The following is a 26,022-nucleotide window of genomic DNA, read 5'->3' as shown; positions in this document are numbered from 1 at the left end:
TTGAATTAAGATAATTAGTCTTTTTTAAATAATCATTTTAGGTATTAGCACCAAAATTTCTATTTGCTAACTTGTCATTAAATCAATCATTACCTTCTCTTAATGAGAAGAAATTATTTTTTAACTGGCATTTATGTGTAACCAAAAATATCTTTATGGCATTCTCAAGACGTAAATTCTTTACATTAGCAGGTGCAACTGCCGCCGGTACTTTAGCAGCTTCTCCCTTAGAAGGTCTTCTTGCTAGAGCAGCTTTTGGTCAAGTAACACGTACTACTACAGGATACGGGCCACTAATACCAGATCCTAATCCTACTAAGTTTTTAGACTTACCAGAGGGATTTCAGTATCGAGTGATATCTCTCGTGGGTAATATCATGGCTGATGGCAATCCAGCGCCTGGTAATTACGATGGTATGGCGGCCTTCCCAGGACCTAGAGGTACAACTATCCTGGTTTGTAACCACGAACTGACCAACACTTCTAGTACACAAATTATAGTTCCGAATCGTTACGATCCCGTTAGCAGAGGTGGTACTACAACTATGGTTGTGGGACGCAATCGTGAGCTAATCAAACAGTTCGCCTCTCTCGGTGGTACCATCCGTAACTGTGCAGGTGGTCCAACTCCTTGGGGTTCATGGATTACTTGTGAAGAGAATACAAGCGTACCGGATGGTTCTGATGGTTCTACACAATTCCACGGTTATAATTTTGAGGTTCCAGCTAATGCTAACGGACCTGTAGATCCAGTACCTCTCAAGGATATGGGACGGTTTAACCACGAAGCTGTAGCTGTAGACCCTGTAACTGGCATTGTTTACCAAACTGAAGATCGTGGAAATGGCTGCTTCTACCGCTTTATTCCCAATGTACCTGGCAAGTTAGCAGAAGGTGGTAGCCTCCAAGCTCTGAGAATAGGTACCATTAGTGTGAATACTGGTGGTAGTGATTTAACAGTAGGACAAAAATGGAGTGTAGATTGGGTAGACATTGAGAATCCCGATCCAGCTACAGATACTGTCCGGGAAGAGGGACGTAATGCAGGTGCAGCCACATTTGCCCGTGGGGAAGGTATTTGGTACGATGGCAGAGGTGACTTTTACTTCTGTTGTACGAGTGGTGGTCCTGGCGGGCTTGGTCAAGTCTTCCGTTACACTCCTGCTACTGAGACACTTGAGTTGTTTGTACAGTCTCCAAGTGCAGATGCTCTCCGTGCGCCCGACAACATAGTTGTGGCACCTTTTGGTGATCTCATTCTTTGCGAAGATAAAGGAATTAGTGGTAGTAGCACCGAAAGGCAACGCTTGATAGGCGTAACTCCTCAAGGAGAACTTTATGAGTTTGCCCGTAATGCCTTTGGTAATGGTAGAAGTGAGTTTGCAGGAGCTTGCTTCTCTCCTGATGGTCAAACCATGTTTGTCAATATCTATAGTGGTGTTACTTTGGCAATTTGGGGTCCTTGGAATGCCAAGAGAGCCTAGAATCAACTCCTAGGGCTAAAGGTTAAGACATCTTGTAGCTTAAATTAAGAGGTCAAAAAATTTATTCCTCACCCCTTCTGTTTATGGAAGGTAGCAAGATATTTACAAGAAAAATTGTACCCTCAACCAAAATTGGTTGAGGGCTTTTAGTTAAAAATATAAAACGACGATACAAAATCCTCTGGAGAATTATACATATTAGCATTGTCGTGAATTGATATCAGGCGATCGCTTGCTATTAATCCCCAATTACTGGTGGTAACATCTCTAAAACCACAATCCGCAAATCAGGAAACTCCAAAGGTGTAATAGCCCCATCTTCTGCCAAAATCACTTCACTTTGATAACCTTTTGGAGTTAATGTTGTTTCTGTGTTTTACATGAGTTTTTGCCAATGGGGAAAGTCTTGCTATTTACTTTTAACTTGACATATAAGCAATAATGTGTATATTAAATTTAATGTTTTTCTACTGCATCGAAAATTTGCGAAACTTGCAGGTTTAGCTGAGTGAATTGTGGAGAGACAACTAAATCATCACCTGCAAATTTACCAATTTCCGTGTAAGTGTTGGCAGTTAATTCTAAAACTAAGACGGTTTTCGCTTCTGGATCAACAATCCAATATTCAGGAATGCCGCAATCTTGATACTGTAAACGCTTGGCAATAAAATCTCTATGCCGTTGTAATTCCCCAGGACTCACTACTTCAATCACCAGTAGAGGAGGTAGCATCGATAAGCGAATAGTATTACGCTGCGCTAACTGTTGAATATGCTCTTCTCGAATAATTGTCAGATCAGGGTAACGGTTTCTCGGTTCTCCTCTGACTTCCAGTTCTAAACCATGCCCCCGTACTCGATCAATCCCAATGAGCAATGCAAAAATGAGAAAAAGACGATTTGCAATCTGAACATTAATTCCTGATTCTGGGGGCATTTCGATTAATTCTCCATTAAACAATTCATAGAGTTTATCGGTGCCATCATCATAGGATAAGTATTCTTCAAAGCTTTGAAAGCGATGTTTAACTGATAGCATCAGGTGTTCTCCATGAAGAGTCTTAAGGCAAGTTTAGCTTAATTGGGGAGTGGGGAAAAACCCGTGTCATAGCTTGGGGGTGAGACTTATTTCATTGGGAGTGGCTTCAGCAATTTCCTAAAATTTGTATTTCATCTAGCTGATTAATCACCACGTCTGCACCTTGGACATTATCTGATTTACCTACCCAAGTAATACCAATACAACCTGCGGCTTTGGCATTTCGCGCCATTTGCATATCACCTACAGAATCACCCACCATTAATGTAGAGTTTGGTTCTACACCCAAAACCTCACAAGCGTGTATAAACAAGGCTGGATCTGGTTTACTTAGTCCATCATCTACACCGATTTGTGCTTGGATGTAATCACTTAGTTGATATCGTGTTACAAAGTCTTGAACTTCTGCTGTTGTGGCGGCGGAAAGTATACCAACTTTAATTCCTGCTACAGAAAGAGATTGTAAAACTGCTAAGACTCCTGGAAATAAAGGCGCGGGAGTTGTGTTAACGTATTTTTCTGCCTCATCTAAAGCTTGACGTGCGATTTTTAAAGATTCAAACCATCCTCTACCAGTTTCAGCAATATAGGCGGCGGCGGCTACTTCTGTTTCTCGACGGCTGGCTACTGCGATTAAGCCAGCATGATCTAGGATATCGCCATTAATCCCAAATGCCATTAACAATGGTTCGCCAATACCAGGAATTTGAGCATCTATTAACCGAGCTGCTTTTTGTCCTAGCGATCGCAAATAAATTTCTGAGTCTTCTAACGTACCATTCTTATCAAAGAAAATAGCCTGAATATTGTTAAAAGCAACATTCTTACATTGAATAGTTACCAAAACATTTACCTCCATAAAAAATAAAAAAAGAGGGAAGACCCCTCTTTAAATGTTTTAATGCTTTTAATTACAGATAAGTCCAACTGCAACTGTCTTACTCTTCAATAGCTGCTGGGATTTCTTCTTCAGTTACTGCTTCAACTTCAGTCTCAGCTACGGCTTCAGTTGCTGCTGGAATTTCTTCCTCCACTGCAACTGGAGCTTCTTCTGTTGGTAAAGTAATACCTTGCTGTTTAGCCAGCATTTGTTCTCGATACTTAGCAGCCATTTCTTCTGCTTTGTCGTAAACCAAATCACGGTTTTTAATCATGTCACCGGGTTCTGGTTCTAACTGTTTGGTAGACAGAGAAATTCTACCTCTTTCTGCATCCAAGTCAATTATCATGACTTTCACTTCGTCATTGACATTGAATACGCTGTGGGGTGTATCAATATGCTCGTGAGAAATTTCTGATATGTGCAGCAAACCACTGACACCACCAATATCAATAAACGCACCGTAGGGTTTGATGCCGCGAACTGTACCAATTACTACTTCGCCTACTTCTAAGCGGTTCATCTTCCGCTCAACTAACGCCCGACGGTGGGATAGAACTAGGCGGTTACGTTCTTCATCTACTTCTAGGAATTTTAAAGGTAGTTCTTCGCCAACTAATTCTTCTTTAGGCTTACGAGTGCTGATATGAGAACCGGGGATAAAGCCACGCAATCCTTCAATTCTTACTAATGCTCCACCTCGGTTGGTAGCAAATACACCAGAGCGAACGGTAGCATCTTCCGCTTGTAGCTGCCTTACACGCTCCCAAGCACGCATATATTCAATACGACGGATGGAAAGAGTTAGCTGTCCATCTTCATTTTCATCAGTCAGGATGAAAAATTCTCTGGTTTCGTTGGATTGTAAAACTTCTTCCGGGGCATCAACCCGGTTTATAGACATTTCTTGTATAGGTATGTATGCTGCTGTTTTAGCACCAATGTCAATCAGAGCGCCACGCGGTTCTATACTAAAAACTGTACCTGGTACGATATCTCCGGGGCTGAAATGGTAATCGTACTTATCAAGTAGGGCGGCAAAATCTTCGTGAGTAAATCCTATTTCTGTAGCGGTTAAGTTCTGATTGACCATGCTGATTTGTTCCTGGTTCGAGTCTCCGTAAAGGTTATGCCATAATAGCGATATGTATGCAACTGCCTAAATGGTAGTGTACACCGACATTTTTTAATCCTAGCGCAGAAAAGCTAGTGTTAACACATATCAACTTCCAGATAGAGAATTATATCATAACTATCTGTGAAATATTTATTAACAAAGTTGTGCTTTTAGGGATGATATCCCGCTTGCTCATGAAAAACTTTTAGTTAGTGATTAACTAGATAATTTTTCCAACATTTACAACAATACTATTTTTTAGCTACATTAGCCAAAAACCAAACCCGGAAAATATCCGTTGTTCCTGAGAGTAGAAACAACGGATATAAGTTTTATCTGAGTGTAAATGTTTGGTATAAACTACCTACTTTTCTTCTTTTTTCTGAATGCGAGGGGGTTCGCGGAATGCGATCGCAAAGAAGAGAACACCAATTGCCAGGGTCAAAATTAAAATGTATGCAACGCTTTCCATATCAAAAGCTCCTGATTATCCAGTTAGTAATTCAGGTATTGGGAATTGGGGATGAGGTATTGGGGTGAGGAAAATTCCCAGTCCCCAGTCCCTAGTCCCCAGTCCCTAAAATTAGAGGGCTTCTTTCCGGCGGGTTGTCTTGTCACCCACTTTCTGGAATAGACCCCACTCTACTTGTTCTTCTAGGTCGGCTTCTACACCAGCAAATACGTCTCGGTAGATTGTCCGAGCGCCATGCCAGATATGACCAAAGAAGAATAATAAAGCAAATACAGCGTGTCCGAAGGTGAACCAACCTCTGGGGGAGGTGCGGAATACACCGTCAGAGTTTAAGGTTTCGCGGTCGAATTCAAATATTTCGCCACCTTGAGCTTTACGAGCATATTTCTTCACATCGGCTGGATCTGTAAAGGTCTTACCATCCAAATCGCCACCGTAGAAGCTAACAGTTACACCAGTTTGCTCAAAGCTATACTTGGATTCTGCCCGACGGAAGGGGATGTCAGCACGGACAACACCATCAGCATCAGTCAAGATAACTGGGAAGGTTTCAAAGAAGTTGGGTAGACGACGTACAGTTAGTTCTCTACCTTCAGCATCTGTGAATACGGCGTGACCTTGCCAAGATTGGGCAATACCATCACCCTTCACCATTGGCCCTGTACGGAATAAACCACCTTTAGCGGGGCTATTGCCGACATAATCGTAGAAAGCCAGTTTTTCAGGGATTTGTGACCAAGCTTCGGAAAGGCTTGCACCTTGAGCAAGACTAGATTGTACGCGACGCTCAATTTCTTGGTGGAAGTAGCCTTGATCCCATTGGTAACGGGTAGGGCCAAACAGTTCGATGGGGGTGGTAGCGTTACCGTACCACATTGTGCCAGCAACAACGAAGGCAGCAAAGAATACCGCCGCAATACTGCTAGATAGTACGGTTTCAATGTTACCCATCCGCAGGGCTTTGTAGAGCCGTTCGGGGGGTCTAACTGTGAGGTGGAATAAACCAGCAATAATACCAACAACACCGGCGGCGATGTGGTGAGCCACTACACCACCTGGGTTAAATGGGTTAAACCCAGCTGGCCCCCATTCTGGGGCGACTGGCTGGACGCTACCAGTAACACCAAAGGGATCAGAAATCCACATACCAGGGCCAAACAGACCGGTTAAGTGGAAAGCACCAAAGCCGAAACAGAGTAAACCAGATAAAAACAGGTGAATGCCAAACATTTTTGGCAAGTCTAGAGCAGGTTCGCCAGTGCGAGGGTCTCTGAAGAGTTCCAAGTCCCAGTAAACCCAGTGCCAAACGGCAGCTAAGAACAATAAACCAGAAAGAACGATGTGAGCTGCGGCAACGCCTTCAAATGACCAGAAACCAGGGTCAACTGCTGGTGCGCCAGTAACGCTCCAACCGCCCCAAGACTGGGTAACGCCTAACCGTGACATGAAGGGTAGCACGAACATCCCTTGCCGCCACATGGGGTTAAGAACTGGGTCGCTGGGATCATAAATAGCTAGTTCGTATAGTGCCATCGAACCAGCCCAGCCTGCCACCAGGGCTGTGTGCATCAAGTGTACAGAAATCAGCCGCCCTGGGTCATTCAGAACGACTGTGTGTACTCGGTACCAGGGTAGTCCCATCGACTACGCTCCTCCTCGATGAGTTATGTTTACAAAACAATTTTCTTACTTAAGGTTCCAAGGTTGGAAGCCTCACCTCGGACTTCTGTAAATTTTTTTATTGCCAGAGCCTGAGCTTTGCCACAGTTAAGCTTTGTCAGCTAATTGTGGCTCTCTTAGCAATGCTGACACACTTCGGAGACAATATCCCAAGAGGTAGCGATCGCTAAGTAAAAATGAGAATGTTTTAAAAAGTGTAACTATTGATGGAACTGTTTGCAAGCGTGTAAATAGATGCGATCGCAAGGTTTGTAAGATTCATCTTGCCACGAATCGCCGTCAAAATATATTTTGCGTATGTTTAGAAATATTTACATATTGGGGACTGGAGATTGGAGATTGGGGATTGGGGACTGGAGACTGGGGACTGGGGACTGGGTAAAAACTTCTACCTTGTCTACCTTGTCTCCCCTCACTCCCATCCTACGGGAAGCAAGCTACATCCTCCCCTGCCCCCCTGCCCCTCTGCCCCTCTGCCCCTCTGCTCCCCTACTCCCCTAAACCACTGATTGAATGTTTTGCAATTCACACTTAGCTTCAGCAGTACATAGGCGCTCAATTACTTGTTCAGCCGTCATTAACCGCTTTAGCACTACTTGACCAATAGTTTGATTGATAAATTCTGAGGTGCTTGGCTTTACTTCTACTGTTAATACAGCATCTTCAATGCGGTAAAGCCACATCAATTCATGCTTTTCTACTAAACAAATATTCAAACGTTGAATATCTGGTGGTCGTCGCCATGCGGTTATCTGCCATAGTCCATCAGATGCCCACACTCTGCCAACAGTCCATCCTTCAGCAAGAAAGAAATATTTCACGGTTTTTTAGTCTCACTATTGCAACTTTTAATCTGGTGAATTAGGAGTGTTTTAGTGATTAATTACTCCTGAGTAGACCTAATGCCACAAGAGAACCCTGAAATATCAACAAGACAATTTATCTTAGGTTAGATTTTGGTAGTGATTGTATGTAAAAGCTACAATAACGCCACTATAAATTTTCAAGACTAATTATTGTAGCTAATACAGAAGATTAACCAATTTCATTTCCTGGTAGATGTAAACTTATGACAATTTTACTCAATGTTTGAAATTTTGATTAAAGACAACGATGGTCGGCATTTTTCATAGCACATTGATTGATTGATTTTAATTAATAGAAACTTAATTTAATTCAGTAACACTACCAGCATCAAAAATTGTTACCTAATACGCAAAGAAACTCCTCTGAAAAAGCAAGTTAGATCCCCACAGACTGAAAAGCCGACAACTAAGTTATGAAAGTCTCTCTTTTCTAGCCTCTATCTTCAAGACAGCTAAACCCCCACAGGCTTGAAAGCCCACAAGGAAGGTATAAAAATCTCTATTCTCTAGCCCTTAGCTTCTAGTCTCTCACCTCATCTCATAAATTTACTGCCGATCTGTTCGCTTCCCCAAACCCCTAACTGTGGCACAATAAAGAACTGTAATAAGAAAAATATTGTTAAGGTAATTTAGTGACTCCAACTGCTCAATCCACGGCAAGTGCGCGTCGCGTGGTATTCCCATTTACGGCAATTGTGGGCCAGGAAGAAATGAAACTGGCGCTGCTGTTGAACGTGATTGATCCCAAAATCGGTGGTGTAATGATTATGGGCGATCGCGGCACAGGTAAATCCACAACTATCCGGGCGCTGGCTGACCTATTGCCAGAAATCCCTGTGGTAGCCAATGATCCCTTCAGTAGTGACCCCAGCGACCCCGACCTGATGAGCGATGAAGTCCGCCAAAAGGTTGACCAAGGGGCAGACATTCCCGTAGAACTGAAAAAAGTGCAAATGGTAGACCTACCTCTAGGTGCTACGGAAGACCGGGTATGTGGCACTATCGATATTGAAAAAGCTTTATCTGAAGGTGTGAAGGCTTTTGAACCCGGACTCCTGGCTAAAGCTAATCGGGGTATCCTCTATGTTGATGAGGTCAACTTGTTAGATGACCACCTAGTAGACGTACTCCTTGACTCAGCTGCTAGCGGCTGGAACACCGTAGAACGGGAAGGTATTTCTATTCGTCACCCTGCAAGATTTGTCTTGGTAGGTTCTGGAAACCCAGAAGAAGGTGAATTACGTCCACAGTTACTCGACCGCTTTGGGATGCACGCCGAAATTCACACCGTAAAAGAACCAGCTTTGCGGGTGCAAATTGTGGAACAAAGGTCAGAATTCGACCAAAATCCCCCTTCATTTCTAGAGAAGTACAAAACTGAGCAAGAAGGACTGCAACAGAAAATTGTCAACGCGCAAAATCTGTTACCAGAAGTCAAACTTGATTATGACTTACGGGTAAAAATTTCTGAAGTTTGTTCAGAATTGGATGTAGACGGTTTACGTGGTGATATTGTTACTAACCGCGCCGCCAAAGCTTTAACAGCTTTTGAAGGACGCACAGAAGTAACAGTAGATGATATCCGTCGTGTAATTACTTTATGTCTGCGTCATCGCTTGCGAAAAGACCCTCTAGAATCAATTGATTCTGGTTACAAAGTCGAAAAAGCTTTTGCCCGTGTTTTCGGTGTAGAACTAGCAGAAGATGATTCCTCTCAGAAAAACGGCGTAGGCCAAATGAAGACAGGTGTCCGGTAGTAATCATCAGTGAACAGTAATAATGAATAACTGTTCACTGATAACTCATAACCCAACACACATAACTCAGCACCGTTGATGAGATTTTGGCAATTTTGGTTAAACAGCTTTATTTTAGCTAGCCAATACAATCCGCCTAGGTTTGTAGAGTTAGTGATGTTGATGCTAGCGATCGCGATGTTAGCTGTGGCAATAATTGTACCAGATAGACCCTATTTAGTATTGGGCTTAAGCTTGGTAATTGGTGCAGCCATTTCTATTTTAGTGCGAGAAGCGATCGCGCCCTCACCCCAAACCAGACTCACCCAACTCACAGCAATATTATTGCTCCTCATCAGCTTCTACGGTTTTGCCGACCTCATCAAAACTCTTTAATGAGTCAATAGTCCCAAGTCCATAGTCAATAGTAGCAGCTTACACTAATCACAATTGACTCCACCCCCGCATTTCCACTAATTCCATACACAAATCATTAATTTGCTCTAAATCTGGTTGATAAGGCAAAGTTGATTGTTCATAAACAGATTCCATTTGAGCAACTAAATCATCTGCCATTTGCATTACCTGCTCATAAGCATACTCACCCTTAAGAATAGCTTTTAAATCCTCAACATCCCCCGCTATTCTCCTATCTACAATTACTTTTCCTGTCTGCAATATTTCCAATCCACTGCGTAGTAGTCTAATGCAGTGCATCCCATGCTTTAAGTCAAAACCTGACTTTCTTTCCATTTCCGCCCTAGCCGGATTTCTGTTTTCTTGCCATGATATATAAGCCTTCCATTCTCTTAAGGCGATTTGGTAGTTTTGGCTTCTCTGTAATAGACGAATGAAATCCTTGCGGCTATTAGTTAAATTTTGGGTGTACTCCAAAGCCTCATCAGGTAAAGTGTATTGTTTTAGCACACCTTTAAAATCAATATCAGACGTAAGTAATTTATATAATTGCTCGGCTTCTTCTAAAAATTCAATTCGTCCTCTAATTAAAATATAAAGATACTCTAAAAAAGCATTTAATTCATCTTTAATCAAAGGCTCTTCATTTTCCATCCCAAAATCAGATGGTAGTGGTTTCTTTTGCGGTGGATTTAATAACCACTTACGATGAGTTTCCATCTTTTTGATTTGAGCAAAAGCATAGCCAGAGTAAGTATGTTTAACTTTCTTACTCAAAAATAATTTTCTGTGCTTAATTAAATGCTGCCCGACTGAAGTTAAAACAGGGTAATTAGGCAACCACAACAATTCTAAAACGTTAGGATTAGCACCTGCCAATAATTGGAGAACTTTCTTTAATTCATAGATAACTGTGTCTTTATTGCCATCAATAAAAGGAAAAATACCAGGTTCATCCCAACCATTATCCTTTTGTTCAATACGGTCAAATCCTAAATAATATCTTTTAGGCGCAATAAACACACCTCGAAAATCAAAATCAGAATCAGGACGATTTAGCCCATAGCCGTGGCTACCTGCTAAACCAATTAAAATAGTTCTTTTCTCAACTTCTATTCTTTTCATATAGGATTCCTATTTGATTTTTGTTGGCGTAGCCTGCGCTGGCGCATACAAAACTCAGTACATATTTATTCTTTCTGCCCTGTTCCCTGTTGCCTGTCACCTGTCACCTGTCACCTGTCACCTGTTCCCTATCTCTATGAGTGATTCACAAATCAAAGCAGATTAATATACTATAAAGGGAAAATCTGAGCAAAGAGATACATTGCTCAGATTTGTTGGTGCTGTTCTGTGTCGCTATTAACTACATCAACCAATTTCAGAATTTCGTAAATTTTGGCGAAATTTTTTATAAATTCCTCTTTTTTAATTTCTTTCAGCCGCTAACCACCAACCCACAGGTTATTAGTTGACTTAACACTGTTATATGGAATATAATTTTAGATTGTCTGTCTAATTCCTGCTCGGATCAGGTAGACATACTCCAAAAGCTGGCATCTACAAAAGATAACGTCCAGCTACCTGTACGGCAACCTCAATAAAAATTCCATGACCTACGCAATTATTGAAACTGGCGGCAAACAAGTAAGAGTTGAGCCAGGTCGTTTTTACGATATTGAACTGCTCTCTGTTGAACCAGATGAAAAAGTTACAATAGAGTCTGTATTACTGGTGCAGCACAATGGTGAAGTTACCATTGGACAGCCGTTAGTCTCAGGGGCAACAGTAGAAGGAACGGTGATGCGCCATCTGAGAGGCCGCAAAGTCCTGGTTTACAAAATGAAGCCCAAAAAGAAAACCCGCAAAAAACGGGGACATCGCCAGGAAATCACCAGACTAATGATTGATTCCATCACCGTTAACGGTACTGTGTTAACAGCTCCAGCAGAAGCAACTGCTGAGGCTGGTGTTGATAGTACCCCAGTTGCGGAAGCTGCTGAATAATAGTAAAGAAGAAGCGATAAAAAAAGGAAATTATGGCTCATAAGAAAGGAACAGGTAGTACACGCAACGGTCGTGATTCTAATGCCCAGCGTCTGGGTGTGAAGCGTTTTGGTGGGCAAGCTGTAATTGCGGGAAATATTCTCGTGCGTCAACGTGGTACCAAGTTTCATCCTGGTAACAACGTTGGGATTGGCAAAGATGATACTTTATTTGCCTTGATTGATGGTGTAGTTACCTTTGAAAGAAAAGGTAAATCCCGTAAAAAAGTTAGTGTTTATCCAGCAGCTGCGGCAGAAGCAGTGGCTAGCTAGATGATTCTTAGGGTGGGTAATGCCCGCCCTAAAATTTATGCAGCAGCAGTTGCATGGAAGAAAAAAGAAGCGATTACCACAGTAATAATTGCTGCCTCACCATCATATTTATCAGTGCGCCTAATCCTACACCTAAAATTGAGAAAATAGATGTAATTATAAATGCTTGCCCTTCTTTAAACCCAGCTGATTGAAAATCAATTCTTGCTAATATGGCAGCAGAAATGATCAGCAAAGTATCAAGAAATACCCGAAACCAAGCAATCATCATAAAAAATAAAAATGCTCCTAATACGGTAGCAATGAAAGTTTTGGTATTTGAGCCAAAGAAAATACCAAAGTAGTTAGCTATCGTTGCATAGGGAGCAGTTAAAATTCCTACCAACAGTAACAAAGTTAGTACAACGGCAAGCCACACAAACCAAGGGGCTTGCGCTTCCGAAAATACCCAACCCAAGGTACTGTAACTGAGTAGTAATAGCGTTAAAGCTATCCAAGGAATTCTATTCACGATGAGCATGGGTTGATAAGGGACTAGGTACAGGAAAACAAATGCTGTTGGAGTCGTTATAGTTTTGTAGTGTGTGTTATCGCGTCAGTGTAACGCACCACTAGCGAATTGCAGTGTGTGAGAACTAAAGTTCATAACGCAAACTACAAGATTTAAATGCTATCTAGCAAAAAGCTGCATTTATCTGGATTTATTGTGGCAGCAATAGCTTAGACTATAAGTTTATCATCCGATTTTTTGTAGATGTAATTAAGAAATTCTCATCCTCTGACCAGAAAGTTCAACAAATTTTCGCAGAGATTAGGGTAAAAAATAGTTAAATTTTTTCGTAAACATTTGTAAACTGATAGCAGCAGAGTAGCGAAGTATCACATCGTGTTTAAGGAATTATGATGAAACAGCTTGTTATCGCCGAGCGTGTAAGCCTTATAGGTCATATTGTGTCAATGGTGTTTGGACTGGTAGGGATACTACTGGTTGTACCTAATGCCGAAGTAATTTTCCACTTATCCGAGATAGGACAGACCGTCATGCAGTGGAGTATGGCTGGTGGTGGTGTAGTCTACATGATCTTGGGTGCGGCAGCTGTATTTTTGTATGCTTTGCGAACACTAGGTTTGGGTCGTACTTTGGGGTTTATGCTGCCTGCGGTATTGATTTCTTTAACCAGTGAACTTTTAGGAACTAGCACAGGTTTTCCTTTCGGACACTACAGTTATTTGAGTGGCTTGGGGTATAAAATTGCTGGTTTAGTGCCATTTACAATTCCTTTGTCATGGTTCTATGTGGGATGTGCTGCCTATCTGTTGGGACGTGCTGGTTTAGAGGTTGACAAAAAACCTAGTTTGTTGCGCCATGCAGGTGCGATTGGCTTGGGTGCATTGTTGCTCACTTCATGGGATTTTGTACTTGACCCTGCTATGAGCCAAACTGCCCTACCCTTTTGGTATTGGCAACAACCAGGCGCATTCTTTGGGATGCCTTATCAAAACTTTGCTGGTTGGTTGGGTACTGGTTCAGTATTTATGACAGTGGCTGCATTGTTGTGGAGAAATAATCCAATCAAATTTGAGCGATCGCAGCTGAATGTGCCTCTAGCTATTTATTTAGGCAACTTTGGTTTCGCTACTGTCATGAGCTTGGCTGCTGGGTTTTCTATTCCTGTACTACTAGGTGTGTTATTGGGTGTAGCTCCTGCTGTGGCGCTATGGTGGAAAAGTTCAGCTTCTCCAGCCCAGATTGGCGTTGAACCTGCCAATGAAATCTCTGTGGCTAGCGTGAAAGTTGCTTTGAAGTAAACCAGTGAATTAGGGAATAGGGAATGGGGAATGGGGAATAGGGAACAGCTAACAGGTAAACATAAATTTTCTTTATTACCCATGCCCAATGCCTCATGCCCAATACCTAATACCTAATGACGGCAGTTGCTACAAGTCGGGAAACCTGCCCAACGCACTGCCTCCCCAATACCCAAGTCAAAAACAAATACATCTTAGTTATATTAGCGATTTCAATTGCAAAGTATTTTTACCTTAGATAACGCTGTAACAGTAGAAAGCTTTCTGTCGTTCCTACTGTTACTTTTTCAATTACCTGCAACAGCGATACTGCTTTCTCGTCTGTTAAAGGGGCCAAGACGTAATCCCCCTATCCAACCTCAACAGCCTACACCAGAAATGTTGGGTAATGTTAGCGTTGTAGTGCCTACGCTGAATGAAGCTCTTCGTATTAGCCCATTGTTAGCTGGTTTGAGCCGGCAGAGTTACGAAGTTCGAGAAATTATTGTTGTAGATAGCAAATCCCAAGATGGTACTCCCGACTTAGTAAAAGCTGCACAGCAACAAGATCCCCGTTTTCGCCTGATGAATGATGATCCTTTACCCCCTGATTGGGTAGGCCGTCCTTGGGCGTTACATAATGGCTTTTTGTCTAGCTCCGAAGATAGTCAATGGTTTTTAGGCATGGATGCTGATACACAGCCTCATCCTGGTTTGGTAGCTAGCTTAGTGAAAACAGCAACAGCACAGGGATACGATTTGGTTTCCCTTTCACCTAAGTTTATCCTTCAGTATCCCGGCGAATGTTGGTTGCAACCTGCATTGCTGATGACTCTACTGTACCGATTTGACCCGGCTGGGATTACTACTGGCCAACCAGAAAGAGTCATGGCCAATGGTCAATGCTTCTTGTGTCGGCGTTCTGTTTTGGCGGCTGTGGGTGGTTATAGTAGTGCGAGCAGTTCTTTTTGTGATGATGTGACTTTAGCTCGTTATATTGCCGCCCAAGGCTATCAGGTGGGCTTTTTAGATGGTGCAAAGGTGCTGAAGGTAAGAATGTATGAGGGAGCTAGAGAAACTTGGAAAGAATGGGGGCGTAGTCTCGACCTCAAAGACGCATCACCTCAAGGGCAAGTATGGTCAGACTTATGGTTATTATCGGCAGTACAAGGTTTACCTATCCTAATTTTACTGAGTTACTTCTTAATTGTGTTACTGCTGCCCCTACCTGCCGTACTGACTTTACAATGCCTATTGGGATTGAATCTATTTTTGTTGGTGATGCGCTTTGCTATGCTATTGGCGATCGCACCTTCCTACGACCTGAAAAATGCTCAAGGCGGCTGGCTGTTCTGGCTATCTCCCTTGGCTGATCCTTTAGCAGTGCTGCGAATCTTCTTGTCAGCCTTGCGTAAACCCAAGGAGTGGCGAGGTAGGAAATACAGTAATTAAGTAGCTCAGTGTTAAAAATTATCGCTATGGCAAGGCAGGAGGCAGGAGGCAGGAGGCAGGAGGGAAGAGGGTTTGAGCCTAGTTTATTTTCTTAACATAGTTGTGTTTTTTCCCACCGACTTACTTAGTGGTAAGTAGTGTTAGCGGAAGCGGGGCATTGAGCAGCGTGCTGAGTAGTAATTAAAGTCAATAGGGATGACGAGAATTTCTCAGAATTGAGTTATTCGTCATAAAGAGTTTTTGCTTTAAAACTCATAACTCAGCACGCTGCTCACAGCCCGCTACGCTAATTTAACTCAGCACTCACTTAGTCTTCTTCACCTCCCAGGCGATCGCCTCGTTCAAGTTCCCAGAGAATTTGATTACCTTCACGTCTCACCCGTGAGACTATCCAATTTCGCCAGCGCCATTGGTCTCCGCGACTGGTGACAGCACTAGCGTGAACATCCATCAAATCTGCTAACTCAGAACTGGTGATGAGGTAGCCTTTGGTGGCAATTTCGTCAGCAATATGTAGAGTTTCGATTAAGTTGCGGAGTTGTTCAACCCGATGTTCAGGTGGCTGTTCTTCGATTGTAGCCGCAGCGTGTGCGGTAGATGGTTCCATAGTGGTTGTGTTTATTGCAGAAGTACCGACTTCTTGTGTCTTTTTGTTAACTATTGTAGAGGTTGTAACATAATTAGGTACTTTTGTTACACTATTTGCGCTAGTAGAGGGTAAAGATTTATGAGGAACAGAGTCAGATATTTGCTGTAAAGAAGGCATTTTTCCAGTGGCAAAACTGCGAGCAATGACATCACAGCGTTCGTTACCGACGTTACCAGAATGGCCACGTACGTGATGCCAATTGACTTGCTTACTATTTAGTTCATCTAGAATTTCTAATAAATCTTGATTTTGTACTGGGTTCCCGTCTGACTTTTTCCAGCCTTTGCGCTTCCAGCCTTTCACCCACTTGGTAACGCAGTTAATCAAGTATTCGCTATCGGTGTAGAGGGTGATAGGTTCAGTTTGTCTAGCGGCGTGGAAATATTTTAAAGCGGCGATCGCCGCTTGCATCTCCATCTTATTATTCGTTGTATGACTGGCGGCATCGCCCATTTCATGTATTGAACCGTCATTGAAATAGACAACGACACCCCAGCCACCAGGACCAGGATTACCGGTGCAAGCACCATCTGTGTATATGCTTTGGATTATTGGTTGGGTAGACATAGTAAAAATATTAAACGGCAGAGGCAATAGCTGTTAGCCACGCATTTTTTTTTAGCAATATCCAGGCTATTATACTGGTAAGTAATCCAGCGACAACGCTCCCACCAAAAGCTGTTGTGAGAAAAAATAGTGTAGTTTTAGCTGGCGCATATTGAGTAACTAATATAGAAGATGCGATTTGGCTGATTAAATTCTCGTTTTAGTATTTTGGATAATCACAAAGCCTGTTTACTTTCTCAAAATGCCAAAATGCTTGCTCATTTTGGTGTTTTCCGCAAGTAAATAGTCTGTTTACTTTCTCAAAGGCGTAAATGCTTTCTCATTTCAGTAGTTCACGCACTCATTTTGGTGTTTTCCGCAAGTAAATAGTCTGTTTACTTTCTCAAAGGCGTAAATGCTTTCTCATTTCAGTAGATCACGTATTGATGAGAGCGATCGCAAAAGGTGGAGTGAGTTGATTGCTTGAGTTTTAAGACAGTTGTTATGGAAGATGGCGATCGCACTATGAGAGAATGCGATCGCCAGGAAAGAAGGACTAAAGTCCTGACTACAAACTTTAATTAACAACAGTAGAAATTGATTTTGAGCGATTAGCAACGTCTTGAATTAATTGCAGATGCTGGGGTAGTAATTTCGCTAAATCATAACGTTCTAGAGCAGTTTTGCGGGCGTTGGCTCGGAGGTTTGCCATGCGTGTAGGATGATCAAGTACCTCATCAATGCGATCGGCGATCTTTTGGGGTGAGAAGAAATCAACTAGCAGTCCATTTTCGCCATCTTGGATTACTTCTGTTACAGGTGCAGTATCAGAACCAATTACTAAACATCCTGTAGCCATTGCCTCAATCATTGACCAAGAGAGAACAAACGGTCTAGTCAGATAAATATGTGCTGATGATGCTTGAATTACTTGCAGATATTGACCATAGGGTAATGAACCCGTAAAGTGAACCCGTGATAAATCTAGCGGTACTTTTTTCAACATCAAATCTTTGTAGCTACTACCATCGGGTAAAGATTTTCCATAGCAGACTCTATCCGAACCGACAATCACAGCATGACAATTCGGCCTGCGTTCTTGAACATAAGCTAAAGCTTCGATAAATTGGGGAAACCCTCGATAAGGTTCCATTCCTCGCCCTACATAAGTGATAATTTCATCAACACCAGATAAATCTAAATTAGGTAACACTAATTTTGCACCTGGGTTGGGTTTGAAGTATTGCGTATCGACTCCATCATGCAGCACAGAAATCTTTTGCTGAAATTCTTTAGGGAACTGAGCTTTTTGCCAACCTGTTGGAGATAAACCCCAATCACAAGTATATAAATCAATTAATATCGGGGCGTTTTTGATGCGGATACGTGCTATATCATCAACTGTTATCGGGTCTGTTGGGTCAAAATCTGCATCTGAACCCAGGGCATGATAAAACCATTCAAAATAACAAATGAGTGGTGTATTGGGGAAAGCATCTTTGACAAATAAAGTCGGCCCCCAACCGGAATGACCACAAATGATATCAGGTACAAAGCCTTGTTTTTTGAGTTGTTCAGTCAATTTAAAAACTGCTTGTCCGTGTAAGACGGCATTTTCTAAAGGTTTGACGTAGTGATGGGTGGTGGGGTGAGCTTCCCGGCTAGGTGCAAAAATGGCTTTGTTGATACCGGGGAGTGTAACATCTTGATTTTTAGTGGCAAAAACTATCTGATTTTTGGGATCTTGAGCCAGAGCTAGGGCTATATGACGATACTGGGCGGGAAAATTAGGATGGAGGAAGAGAACTCGCATGAATTATAGAGTCGTTTTGATAACAGTAATTATTTTGCTTGATTTAAATATATCTGCTATTTTTTCCTAAATTTTGCAATATAAAAAAGGCGCACTCTTAATATACAAGGGTGCGTCAGATTAGAGTTTTTCGCTATTCTCAAAAGATTTTTGGCATCTGACGCACCCTACAAGATAGGTTGAGTGTGACACCTGCGTAAGTCCTGTTAAAGTTTGATTGTTAACAAATGTTGATTGCTAGATGGTCTAATAACGAATTCGTGGGTCAACATAAGCATTGAGAATATCAATCAAAATGCTGGCGCTGACAACGATCGCGCCAAAAAACACCAACACACCTTGGACTGTGGGATAATCGCGATCGGAGATGGCTTGATATAACCTATTGGCTAACCCAGGCCAAGAAAATGTCACTTCAGTTAAAATCGCGCCACCTAATAGGGAAGCAAAGGTTAAACCCAAGACGGTAATTACTGGAATTAAGGCATTTTTTAAAGCATGAGATACTAAAATCTTGTTTTCCCCAATTCCTCTAGCTCTAGCGGCTTCTACATAGTCTGCTCGCAGGGTTTGCTTTAAGTTAACTCTGACAATCCTCTCAAAAATCCCACTTAGCAGAATTCCTAAAGTGATACTGGGAAGGGCTAAATGATGTAGAGATGTGAAAAACTGGAGAAAGTTACCAGCTAGTAAGCTATCCAGTGTATATAAACCAGTAATGGGGTTAGGTGCGGGAAGATTAGGAGGAAAACGGTTGGAATTGGGAAACCAGCCTAATTGGACTGAGAAAATTAACTGTAACAGCATTCCAGCCCAAAACATAGGCAGTGCGTAAGTAATAATCCCAAACAATCTGCCGCCAATATCAAATGATGTTCCTGGGCGAGAAGCTGACAGTGTACCAACAAGAATGCCGACGACGAGAGCAACCAGCATACTACAGATTGCTAACTCTACTGTTGCTGGAAAATGTTGCCCGATAATATTCCAAACGTGCTGTCCTCGGCTAGTTAAGGATGTTCCTAAATCAAACCGGAGCAAATTACCCAAGTAATTGAGGTATTGCAGCCACAAAGGGAGATTTAAACCTAATTGTTTTCGCAATTCTTCTTTGGCAGCTTCCGGCGCACGTCCACCGAGAATCGCATCGGCTGGATCTCCGGGGGTAGCTCTTAATAACAAAAAGACGATGGTAATGATAGTTAATAGCTGAAGTGGTGCTAGGAGCAACCGGGAAAAAATGTAATATTGTAAAGCTTTGGAACGAGACATAACAATTCAAAATACCCTACGGGAGGCAAGCTACAAAATTAAAAATCATATATCAAATTGGGTAATTCATAATTACGAATTGCTTAGGTGTAAGCCTGTCCGTAAGTTATTACGAATTACCCAATGACTATTTTTTGATGGTGCGATAAATCAGATTTTGGGTGGGGTCAATTTTGACGTTATTTACACCTTTCTGAGCAAATACATAGTCTTTGCTTTGCCATAAAGGAACGTAAGGAACATCATTTAATACTTGGGTTTGAATTTGAGCAAAAATTTTCTGTCTTGCTTCTGGATTCTGCTCTTGACGTTGCTGGTCAATTAATTTATTCATGGTTTCGCTATAGTAAAACGAACCCTGAGTTTGACTACCGCCATCTTCACAGCCTTTAGCTTCTGAACCTTTTTGACAAGCTAAGAAAGGTTGCACGTAATTATCTGGATCTAAAAAGTCGGGATACCAATCAAGTAAAGCTGCGGGATATAAACCTTTGGAAATATCTTTAAAAAAGGTTGCCCCTTCTATTGTGTTGACTTCCAATTGTAATATGCCATCCATTTTGGTATCGGCAAGGGATTTTAATGTTTGGGCTGCCAAACTGCGAGTAGGTGAACTCGAAGGATACCAAACTGGAATCTTAACTGGGTTGTCTTTGGAGTAACCAGCAGCAGTTAACAATTGTTTTGCTTTTTCAAAGTTACCATCACCATATTTATCTTTAAATAATGGTTGAGAAACATCGAATGTAGTGGGAATCATGCTATAAAGCGGGTCGGCTTGACCATATAAGACTCGTTCCATTAATAATGGACGGTCAATGATGGCTGCGATCGCTTGTCTAACTTCTGGTTTATCTAATGGTTGTTGATTGCGATTCAATACCAGATAACTGACTACACTACCTTGAGATGTAATCGCTTGCCAATCTCCTTTTTTGCTACCTTCTTCTAAGCTGCGAATTTGATCTGGCTGTAATGACAAGTAAGCTACATCTACAGCACCTGTACGAAAGGCATTAAACAAGTTAACAGGGCTAGTCTGGATTTGAACGTTAATCCCTTGATTTGTTGGTTTTTCTCCCCAATATTTGTCAAATACATCCAGGCGTAGTGAATCTGTACCATACTGCGCCAATTTATAAGGGCCAGTACCTACAAAAATATCTGGTTTAAATTTCCCTGCACCAATTTCATAAGCAGTTGGGGAAACCGCACACACCCCAGAAAAGGCCAGCAGGGAAGGAAAGGCTGCAAAGGGTTTTTTGAGCTTAATTGTTAACTCATAGTCTCCTGTGGCTGTTACTGAGTCTACTGTGTCTGCGAGTAAGAAGGAAGGTTTACCCTTGTTTTCAATGAATCGCTGAATGCTAAATTCCATTGCTTTGGCGTTGAAGGGTGTGCCATCGTGAAACACTACACCTTGGCGCAGGGGAATCGTGTAAGTCAAACCATCAGAGCTAACTTTTGGTAAACCCGTCGCTAGTTGGGGCTGAATTTCTGTACTTCCTGGTTCATAAGTATAGAGGCGATCGCTCATATTAAACACTAAACCCAATGATGCTAACTCATAAGCATCAGCTGGATCTAAAGTTCTTGGCTTGGATGTTGTACCTATGGTAATGCGACCATCACCCGCAGGTGTACTTCCAGAAGTAGAAGATGTGTTAGTTGTCTGTGGCTGTGTCCCGCAACTGATAACTAACAGTAAACATAGAGAGAACAAAGATAGGAATTTTGTCACCCGACCCCATCTTTGCCCTAAGAAGGAAAACCAAGTCATGGCACTGTGATTTATAAAATTAGCCAGTAATCATACTACATGAGTGGTAATGATAACGAATTTTTTATAGATCATTGCATCACAAAACAAAATCGATGAAAAACTACTGGCTAATTTATCTAAAATTGCGCCGACGTTGACGCTGATTATTTTCTGGTTGGGGTCTGCGTAAGGGTACTACCTCGGCTTCGCTGCTTTCCCGTGCTACCCGAATTAGCAATGCTGTACCGATTAAGCTAGCAATCATTGAGTTACCACCATAACTAAACATGGGTAAGGGTAAGCCTGTAGTTGGTAATGCACCTGTGGCTACAGCAATATGCAACAGAGATTGTCCGACCATGATAATGGTGATACCAATTGCGACTAATCGATATACCGGATTTTTCGCTTTCAATGCCACAATTAACCCTAGAGTTGTAAATGTGGCTAATACCAGCAAAAGTGCAATACTGCCAACAAAGCCAAACTCTTCTGCAAAGACTGCAAAAATAAAATCGGTATCCTGAATTGGTAAGTAAAACAGCTTTTGTTGAGACATTCCAAAGCCAGCGCCCCAAGTTTTACCAGAACCTACAGCTAAGAGGCTTTGTACCAACTGGTAGCCGTCTCCTGTGGCATCTGCCCAAGGATTGAGGAATGACATCACCCTTCTACGTTGGTATTCTTTAATACTAATACTGAGTAATGCTAATAAAAAACCACCGATTGCTGTTCCTCCCAAGTATTTGTAAGGTAAGCCAGCAGCTAGGGCAATTAGCCAGATAGTCATACCGCAGAGTGATGCTGTACTCAAGTTAGGTTGGGCAAGAATTCCTAAAATTACCAAGCTAAAAATACCCAACCAAGTGAAACGTACTCGCCAAGTTAGCCTTTCCCACTGACCAAACACACGCGCACTTTGCAACACTAAAAAGGGTTTAATCAGTTCTGAGGGTTGAACGGGAATCGGCCCAATTGCTATCCAACGGGCTGCATCAAAGGCTTTTTTTCCCAACCCTGGGATGAGAGTTAAAAAAATTAAAAATAAAAATAGCCCTAACCACCAATGAGATACATTGAGAATTTTCTGCAAAGGTTGATTCACAATCAGATTAAATATCACCAGGGCTGCTAAAACCCACAGGATTTGCCGCTTAAAGTAAAACAAACCATCGTCTTGACGGACATCAGCTACTACGTAGGATGCTGAAAACAGCACAATCAATCCCACGAATAGCCAAGTAAATGTTAACCAGCGCAGTAACCGCGCTTCTAATGCCCATTCGGAGACAGAACTATCAAAAATTGGAATCAGGCTGCGTAGATTCACGATTTAGTACAGATAAAAGTCAGGAATAACACTCAATAACTTATAACCCAAAATTCATAATGTGATACACGGCTGCGATCGCACCATTAGTGTAAGCTGGGATAGACTGTTTAATTGCTGGTTCTATTTGTTCTAGGAGTCTTTTCACAGTGGTTAGCGCCTCCTCAATATTTGTTACCGCATAAACTTTGCTAGCTCGTTTTTGTTGGCGATCGTACAATCGCGGCAGTGGCAATGCTACTAACGGTACACCTACAGATGCACATTCGTAAACGGTGTTATACCCTGCGCCGCCTACAACTACATCAGCAGTGGCTAAACATTCAATCCCTGGATGGTGAAATATCCATAAATCTTTGAGATTATCTTGGGGACAATGAGGTGTTAAAATTCTTACGGCATATTCAGGAAAAGTCTGATGTAGCTTGAGGGTGATTTGACTAAAGAAGGCTAATTCTGATGCTTGCCCGGCTGCACAAACTAGGATGATTTTACGAGCATCATCAACTCTGAGAATACGCGATCGCACAGTTTTTTGCTCCATTAATTCCCCAGGATTACGTACTAACCAAGGTGCTGTATGTATCACCCCAGGTAAGTCACCCAAGGGTACATCTGTTCCTTCTCCTGGTACAATCACCGCATTAAAATTTTTTATGACAAACGATCGCAAATCTTTAGCTATCACATAATGAGGATTGATATCTCGATGAATGAAAATCCGAGGTATCTTGTGCAGTTGCGGTAAGATATCCACCAATTCACCCCCTAAACCTCTAGGAAAGGTATCAACAATCAAGCAATCGTAGTGAGTATTTAATAAAGTTTCTTGTATTTGCAGACAAGTTGCCGCAAAATCTGCATGATTGGGAATTGAATATAATAAGCACCCTTCATTATTGATGTGCTTGGCATAAGGACTATTTGTCAGAATTTTTACAGTTCTTTGATGGGCTGCAATTCTCCCCACAGACAAAGCCCGATTCAGATGTCCCCAACCGCCACCAAGGGCGTAAATTAACCAAGTTTTAGTCAATAGTCATTAGTTATTCGATAGTGAAAATTTTCGGAATTTTGAATTAACTTGCACCCATGTTGCGTTCAAAATCGCTATCTCTTTCAGTTTCTAAACTGATAGCATCGGCTTCTGTAAAGTCTATATTGCCAGTTTCGGGGTCATATTCATAGCGATCGCGATTGTCGTAATAACTACTACTCCAAGAGCTAGAACGATAATTCCCATAGTCAGTATAGTAGGCATAGTCTTCTGCGTAGGACTGGTTACAGTAGGGACAATCTGTGGTGTCAGTACGTCCACAAAGACGTTTGAATAAAAAGCCTACCATGCGATCGCACACCCAAGCAGTTGTAGTATAGTTGATGACGATTTCACAACTACCGATTTGGATGCGATCGCCATCATTAATGCTACCAGTTGTTAACTGTACACCATTAATTTGTATGCCATTACTGGTATTCTGATCAATAATAGTTAATTCTTGATTTTGCCAAGTAATTAAAGCATGATAAGCTGCAACTAAGTCATCTTGAATAACAATTCTGGATACTCTTTTATCATTCATTTCTTGTGGCATAACTGCAAATTCTTTACCAATTGCCACTGGTGTTTCTAATAATGGTTGCCTGCGATCGCCTGTATTCGGATCTATCCAACTTAACTGAATCTGCACAATTTATTGACCTCCTGTTAAATTCACAGCATAAGCTAAAGCCGCTTGTTGTTCGCGGGTGAGTGTATCTAAACCAAAGCAAGCGAAAGCAATTGGAGACATGGTTGATTTTGTTGAAAAAATTGTCCTTCCCGATGGATTTCTTAAGGACATTTTTTCATCTTTGATTTTCACTTGATAAGCTAATTTCTTATCAGCAGTGATAATTTCTAAACCATTTTTATTGTTTTGAATTCTATAGACTACTTTTTTATTTGCATCTTCTAATTGATAATTGCCATCACTTTGGCGTTTGAAGCTATATAAATCTTGGTTTTGTTGTGGATTCTTTAATTTCCAAGTACCTTGCTCAGTTACTACATAGCCCAGAACTTGCTCTTGAGCATTTTTAATTTTAATTTTTCCAGATTGATCAGCTTTAATTCTGGCTATTTCTTGATTATTGCCATCAACTAACTTTGAACCATCTGCTTGCTGTTTTAGAGAAAATAAATCTGTACCACCTTCTGTTTTAAACTTGATTTTATCTGTACTCTCATTGATATTAGTTACAGTGGTTGTTTTCCCTGGAGTATCTATGCTAGAAGTTGTCTTATTAGCTTGATCGCTATTACAACTCACAATTATTGTCAACAAGAAGCAACAAATTAAAATTTTGACAATTTGTTTTGACATATTTTATTTAGATAGTATTTTTGCTAAATTCAGTACCTGATAAATACTCAAAAACATTGATGTAATTGTTTGATAGATTTTATCTTCGCTCGCTGCAAACTGGGGCATAATTCTGACAAGCAGGTATATTACCTTATTTGTAACTCTTATTCTTCTGAGTGTTGATGATGGAGGTAGCTGTACTGCATTAATCACATCATTTTTCAAGATTTTAACTGCTCCATAGCGACGCTGAGGATAGGTTAAGCTTAAATTCACTTCTAAACCACAAGCCTTAGTTTTGGATTTGTATTTATTTTTGCCACTCCTGCCACGTTTCCAACCATATTGTTTCTTAGATAGCTCATTAGTAGTTAACGAAAATCTGGTTTTATCTAAAAAACTACCTCTAACTCTCAACCATTCATTTTCATAAATATCTATTTTCCATCCCGATTTATATGGGTGTGGTACAGTATTTGTTTTATTTGCGTCTTTCTCTGTTTGATTAAAACTTACTCTTATAGATACTGATGCTGTTGTATCCACATCTCTAGCTAGCATCTGTAAAACGCTTTTAGCTAAAGTATAACGATAATTACTCAGGTTTAAGCTGCTGAATTTATATCTCATTATCAAGGCATAAATCCAAGCAACACCCAAACCAATACAACCTAAAATTAACAAGGCGACAACTATATCAATAAATCCTACTCCTAGACTTATGCCAGATAGAATAAAAGTCAGAACACTTAAGATTACTAATCCTAAAAAATAGTAAAATGCTTGTCTACCATACTTCTTTTGTTTTAGCTCTGCCAGTTGATCAAGTGCTGCTAAATCATCCAAATCAGTTGTAATAACTGTAATTGGTGCTGTCTCTTCATAAATTAATTGTTTACGAAATTTCTCTAATTCAATAGGCATATTATCCAAATTCCATAAATTCAATATATTTTGATTAATACAATCTGAAGAATGCGATAATAGGGGCGCAATTCCTTGCGAATCTCCAAAATATCAATGTGTTACCAAGGTTTTTAAAATTAGTGTAACT

Annotated in this window: 25 protein-coding genes; 7 read left to right on the top strand and 18 right to left on the bottom strand. The window is 41.3% G+C overall.

Going from position 1 to position 26,022, the window contains the following annotated elements; genetic code table 11:
- Positions 1–155: 155 nt before the first annotated feature.
- Positions 156–1,484, top strand: a complete 1,329-nt coding sequence (locus NOS7524_RS26130; RefSeq protein WP_015141486.1) for an alkaline phosphatase PhoX — start codon at positions 156–158, stop codon at positions 1,482–1,484.
- Positions 1,485–1,940: 456 nt separating this feature from the next.
- Here the strand turns inward: NOS7524_RS26130 and NOS7524_RS26125 are convergent, their stop codons facing one another.
- The 6 genes from NOS7524_RS26125 to NOS7524_RS26100 all read right to left on the bottom strand — a co-directional run bounded on the left by NOS7524_RS26125 (position 1,941) and on the right by NOS7524_RS26100 (position 7,492).
- Positions 1,941–2,522, bottom strand: a complete 582-nt coding sequence (locus tag NOS7524_RS26125) for a Uma2 family endonuclease (RefSeq protein ID WP_015141485.1) — start codon at positions 2,520–2,522, stop codon at positions 1,941–1,943.
- Positions 2,523–2,628: 106 nt separating this feature from the next.
- Positions 2,629–3,366, bottom strand: coding sequence for an HAD family hydrolase (locus NOS7524_RS26120; RefSeq protein ID WP_041555971.1), 738 nt, complete (start codon positions 3,364–3,366; stop codon positions 2,629–2,631).
- Between the two features lie 94 nt (positions 3,367–3,460).
- Positions 3,461–4,495 (bottom strand): 30S ribosomal protein S1, encoded by a 1,035-nt coding sequence (locus NOS7524_RS26115; protein ID WP_015141483.1) that lies wholly within the window; start codon positions 4,493–4,495, stop codon positions 3,461–3,463.
- 388 nt (positions 4,496–4,883) lie between these two features.
- Positions 4,884–4,991, bottom strand: a complete 108-nt coding sequence (locus NOS7524_RS26110) for a photosystem II reaction center protein T (RefSeq protein WP_015141482.1) — start codon at positions 4,989–4,991, stop codon at positions 4,884–4,886.
- Between the two features lie 111 nt (positions 4,992–5,102).
- Complete coding sequence (gene psbB / locus NOS7524_RS26105) at positions 5,103–6,632, bottom strand: photosystem II chlorophyll-binding protein CP47 (protein ID WP_015141481.1); 1,530 nt, start codon at positions 6,630–6,632, stop codon at positions 5,103–5,105.
- Positions 6,633–7,168: 536 nt separating this feature from the next.
- A complete protein-coding gene (locus NOS7524_RS26100; protein ID WP_015141480.1) occupies positions 7,169–7,492 on the bottom strand; it encodes a hypothetical protein in 324 nt (107 codons plus the stop codon).
- Between the two features lie 677 nt (positions 7,493–8,169).
- On the opposite strand from NOS7524_RS26100, the gene bchI reads away from it, so the two are divergent.
- Together bchI and NOS7524_RS26090 are read left to right on the top strand one after the other, a co-directional pair.
- Entirely contained in the window at positions 8,170–9,294 is a 1,125-nt protein-coding gene (bchI, locus tag NOS7524_RS26095; protein WP_015141479.1) for a magnesium chelatase ATPase subunit I, read from the top strand.
- Between the two features lie 78 nt (positions 9,295–9,372).
- Positions 9,373–9,669, top strand: coding sequence for a hypothetical protein (locus tag NOS7524_RS26090; protein ID WP_015141478.1), 297 nt, complete (start codon positions 9,373–9,375; stop codon positions 9,667–9,669).
- Positions 9,670–9,717: 48 nt separating this feature from the next.
- On the opposite strand, the gene NOS7524_RS26085 is transcribed toward NOS7524_RS26090, so the two are convergent.
- Positions 9,718–10,815, bottom strand: coding sequence for a nucleotidyltransferase domain-containing protein (locus tag NOS7524_RS26085; protein WP_015141477.1), 1,098 nt, complete (start codon positions 10,813–10,815; stop codon positions 9,718–9,720).
- A 486-nt stretch (positions 10,816–11,301) separates the two neighbouring features.
- Between NOS7524_RS26085 and rplU the strand changes: the two genes are divergently transcribed.
- Complete coding sequence (gene rplU / locus NOS7524_RS26080; RefSeq protein WP_015141476.1) at positions 11,302–11,697, top strand: 50S ribosomal protein L21; 396 nt, start codon at positions 11,302–11,304, stop codon at positions 11,695–11,697.
- Positions 11,698–11,729: 32 nt separating this feature from the next.
- Positions 11,730–12,008 (top strand): 50S ribosomal protein L27, encoded by a 279-nt coding sequence (gene rpmA, locus NOS7524_RS26075; RefSeq protein ID WP_015141475.1) that lies wholly within the window; start codon positions 11,730–11,732, stop codon positions 12,006–12,008.
- 73 nt (positions 12,009–12,081) lie between these two features.
- Here the strand turns inward: rpmA and NOS7524_RS26070 are convergent, their stop codons facing one another.
- A complete protein-coding gene (locus NOS7524_RS26070) occupies positions 12,082–12,528 on the bottom strand; it encodes a hypothetical protein (protein WP_015141474.1) in 447 nt (148 codons plus the stop codon).
- 383 nt (positions 12,529–12,911) lie between these two features.
- Here NOS7524_RS26070 and cruF point away from each other — a divergent pair, with 383 nt between their 5' ends.
- The gene (cruF, locus tag NOS7524_RS26065) at positions 12,912–13,817 is read left to right on the top strand and encodes a gamma-carotene 1'-hydroxylase CruF (protein WP_015141473.1); all 906 of its coding nucleotides are present in this window, start codon (positions 12,912–12,914) and stop codon (positions 13,815–13,817) included.
- A gap of 216 nt (positions 13,818–14,033) precedes the next feature.
- A complete protein-coding gene (cruG, locus tag NOS7524_RS26060; RefSeq protein WP_015141472.1) occupies positions 14,034–15,248 on the top strand; it encodes a 2'-O-glycosyltransferase CruG in 1,215 nt (404 codons plus the stop codon).
- A gap of 307 nt (positions 15,249–15,555) precedes the next feature.
- Here cruG and rnhA read toward each other — a convergent pair whose 3' ends face one another.
- From rnhA to NOS7524_RS26015, 10 genes are all read right to left on the bottom strand, one after another.
- Positions 15,556–16,464 (bottom strand): ribonuclease HI, encoded by a 909-nt coding sequence (rnhA, locus tag NOS7524_RS26055; RefSeq protein ID WP_015141471.1) that lies wholly within the window; start codon positions 16,462–16,464, stop codon positions 15,556–15,558.
- Between the two features lie 402 nt (positions 16,465–16,866).
- Positions 16,867–17,031, bottom strand: coding sequence for a hypothetical protein (locus NOS7524_RS30295; RefSeq protein ID WP_171815398.1), 165 nt, complete (start codon positions 17,029–17,031; stop codon positions 16,867–16,869).
- Positions 17,021–18,256, bottom strand: coding sequence for a glycosyltransferase family 4 protein (locus NOS7524_RS26050; RefSeq protein WP_015141470.1), 1,236 nt, complete (start codon positions 18,254–18,256; stop codon positions 17,021–17,023). The genes NOS7524_RS30295 and NOS7524_RS26050 overlap by 11 nt, the downstream gene beginning before the upstream one ends.
- Positions 18,257–18,502: 246 nt before the next feature.
- Positions 18,503–19,528, bottom strand: coding sequence for an ABC transporter permease (locus NOS7524_RS26045; RefSeq protein ID WP_015141469.1), 1,026 nt, complete (start codon positions 19,526–19,528; stop codon positions 18,503–18,505).
- 127 nt (positions 19,529–19,655) lie between these two features.
- A complete protein-coding gene (locus tag NOS7524_RS26040; protein WP_015141468.1) occupies positions 19,656–21,308 on the bottom strand; it encodes an ABC transporter substrate-binding protein in 1,653 nt (550 codons plus the stop codon).
- A gap of 115 nt (positions 21,309–21,423) precedes the next feature.
- On the bottom strand, positions 21,424–22,620 hold the full coding sequence (locus NOS7524_RS26035) for an FtsW/RodA/SpoVE family cell cycle protein (protein WP_015141467.1): 1,197 nt from the start codon (positions 22,618–22,620) through the stop codon (positions 21,424–21,426).
- 40 nt (positions 22,621–22,660) lie between these two features.
- The gene (locus tag NOS7524_RS26030; RefSeq protein WP_015141466.1) at positions 22,661–23,656 is read right to left on the bottom strand and encodes a UDP-N-acetylglucosamine--LPS N-acetylglucosamine transferase; all 996 of its coding nucleotides are present in this window, start codon (positions 23,654–23,656) and stop codon (positions 22,661–22,663) included.
- Positions 23,657–23,699: 43 nt separating this feature from the next.
- Entirely contained in the window at positions 23,700–24,311 is a 612-nt protein-coding gene (locus tag NOS7524_RS26025) for an FHA domain-containing protein (RefSeq protein WP_015141465.1), read from the bottom strand.
- A 3-nt stretch (positions 24,312–24,314) separates the two neighbouring features.
- Positions 24,315–24,986 (bottom strand): hypothetical protein, encoded by a 672-nt coding sequence (locus NOS7524_RS26020; RefSeq protein ID WP_015141464.1) that lies wholly within the window; start codon positions 24,984–24,986, stop codon positions 24,315–24,317.
- 3 nt (positions 24,987–24,989) lie between these two features.
- The gene (locus NOS7524_RS26015; RefSeq protein ID WP_015141463.1) at positions 24,990–25,892 is read right to left on the bottom strand and encodes a hypothetical protein; all 903 of its coding nucleotides are present in this window, start codon (positions 25,890–25,892) and stop codon (positions 24,990–24,992) included.
- Between the last annotated feature and the right edge of the window lie 130 nt (positions 25,893–26,022).

Origin of the sequence: Nostoc sp. PCC 7524, assembly GCF_000316645.1 — a bacterium.
In the GTDB taxonomy this organism is placed as follows: domain Bacteria; phylum Cyanobacteriota; class Cyanobacteriia; order Cyanobacteriales; family Nostocaceae; genus Trichormus.
The sequence above is the reverse complement of the archived record's forward strand: the minus strand, read 5'-3'. Positions and strand labels throughout refer to the sequence as shown.